The organism is Dendrosporobacter sp. 1207_IL3150, from assembly GCF_036763085.1.
Taxonomy (GTDB): Bacteria; Bacillota; Negativicutes; order DSM-1736; family Dendrosporobacteraceae; genus JBAIYU01.
In genome coordinates, this window is sequence record NZ_JBAIYU010000004.1 from 1 (window position 1) to 2,055 (window position 2,055).

Annotated in this window: 2 protein-coding genes and 1 rRNA gene; 2 read left to right on the forward strand and 1 reads right to left on the reverse strand. The window is 37.2% G+C overall.

The annotated features are described in order from the left end of the window. Positions 1 to 132 precede the first annotated feature (132 nt). Positions 133 to 249 (forward strand): 5S ribosomal RNA (rrf, locus tag V6C17_RS00605). Between the two features lie 245 nt (positions 250 to 494). Beyond that, positions 495 to 1,721 (forward strand): dicarboxylate/amino acid:cation symporter, encoded by a 1,227-nt coding sequence (locus tag V6C17_RS00610; RefSeq protein WP_333520621.1) that lies wholly within the window; start codon positions 495 to 497, stop codon positions 1,719 to 1,721. A 130-nt stretch (positions 1,722 to 1,851) separates the two neighbouring features. On the opposite strand, the gene V6C17_RS00615 is transcribed toward V6C17_RS00610, so the two are convergent. Further along, the coding region (locus V6C17_RS00615; RefSeq protein ID WP_333520622.1) for a hypothetical protein at positions 1,852 to 2,055 on the reverse strand (204 nt) is incomplete at its 5' end.

A 2,055-nucleotide genomic window follows, 5' to 3' on the forward strand; every position in this document is an offset into this window, starting at 1 on the left:
CTGGTACTAATAGGTCGAGGGCTTGACTTAAACATTCAAGCATTCGATTCATCGAATGAAATGATACTAAAATGCAAATTATCTTCTGTGAAGTTTTCAGGGAATGTACTCTAGTAGACATTCACCTACATATTCAGTGGCGATAGCTGCGAGGATCCACCTGTTCCCATACCGAACACAGTAGTTAAGCTCGTATACGTCGAAAGTACTTGGCTGGAAACGGCCTGGGAGGATAGAAAGCTGCTGATTAAAAAAGCACTTACCAATGGTAAGTGCTTTTTGCTATGTTAAGACATGGGTTCAACCTGTTCCCATACTTCACTGTTGATGTAAAACACTTATCAAATGGTAAGTGTTTTTTGTATTTTTGTGACATTAGAGTGCGTCCATAACATATGTATTAGTGTTGGTACTCTTCATGACAGGACCTAATTAAATATTTTTATTAGGGGGGATTAGTGAGGTCTTAAATCTAAAGTTAGGAGGAATTATGTGTGAGTAAAAGAATGCCTTTATGGATGCAGATTCTCATAGGTATGATACTTGGTGTTATAATTGGTCTTGTGTTACCGCAATTTGGTGCTAAATTAAAACCACTAGGAGATGCCTTTATTCGTGCAATTAGGATGATCGTAATTCCTTTAGTTTTTGCTGCTGTAACACTTGGTGTTGTAAAAATTGGTGATCTTAGAAGGTTTGGATCACTTGTCACAAAAGCATTCTTTTGGTTTTTTACGGCAACCGGAGTTGCAATAGTTATAGGAATTTTATTAAATGATATTTTTCACCCTGCGACAGGGGTTGCATTAAAGGCTACGGGAGCCATCCCCAAAAATTTACATACCTCAGTAGATTGGGTTCAATTCTTTTTAGATTTAATTCCTGTTAATATTGTCGAAGCAGCTGCTGGTGGTAAAATTCTACCAGTTATCTTCTTTGCAATAGCCTTTGGATTATCACTCGGAGCAATTGGAGATAAAGCTAAACCAATAACTAATTTCCTAGAAAGCTTGTTCCAAGCAATGTTTAAACTAACCGAAGGTATAGTAGCTTTTGCGCCAATTGGTGTAGCCGGAGTAATTGCATGGGTAATGGCGACACAAGGATCGAATGTTTTATTTGGTCTAGCTAAAATGGTAGGCGTGCTGTATATCGGCTTAGCAGTGATGTTAGTTTTATTCTGGTTTTTCCTTCAATTCTTTAGTGCCATTAGTCCAATGCAAACATTCAAGAAAGTCTTAGAGCCATTGCTGCTGGCTTTCACTACTGCTTCATCAGAAGTTACTTTGCCAGTACATATGAAGATATTAGAACAAAATGGTATCCCTAATCGTGTAGTATCCTTCGTATTGCCATTAGGCTACACTTTTAATATGGATGGTTCCGCTTTATATCAGGCTCTTGCTGTATCTTTCTTAGCAGAAGCCTATGGCATAGAGTTATCATTAGCTAGTAAACTAGTTATCTTTGGTACATTACTAATTGCAAGCAAAGGAACAGCAAATGTTCCTTCAGCTTCGTTAGTTGTAATGGCGACTGTGTTAACAGCTATGGGTATGCCTATTGAGGGGATTGCAATACTAGTGGGTGTAGATCGTTTTATGGATATGGGAAGAACAGCTATTAATGTACTTGGAAATACAGTTGCAGCAATAATGGTAGCCAAATGGGAAGGGGTATTAGGAAAGACAGACGAAGAAATAGATTTACCTCCAGTGTAGTATTCGAAGAATAAACCTACATGTTATAGGCATGTAGGTTTATTCTTTGAAGGTATAAATATATAGAGTAAGCTCACAAAGAAATTAGTTGACATAAGTATATAATAATGATAATATAATTAAACCGCCATCACAGCGGGTAAATGGAAATAAAAAGTATGTTGACTTTATCTAAGATAAGTGTTAACATAAATAAGCCGTCACAAGCGGTGGCACAAAATACCAAAAGAAACATATTGACATGATGAATTGGTTGTGTTAATATAGATAAGCTGTCAGATGGCAGCGAGTCAAATAAGGTTGAACGCAAGAACAACCAGTGTTCCCTGAAAAC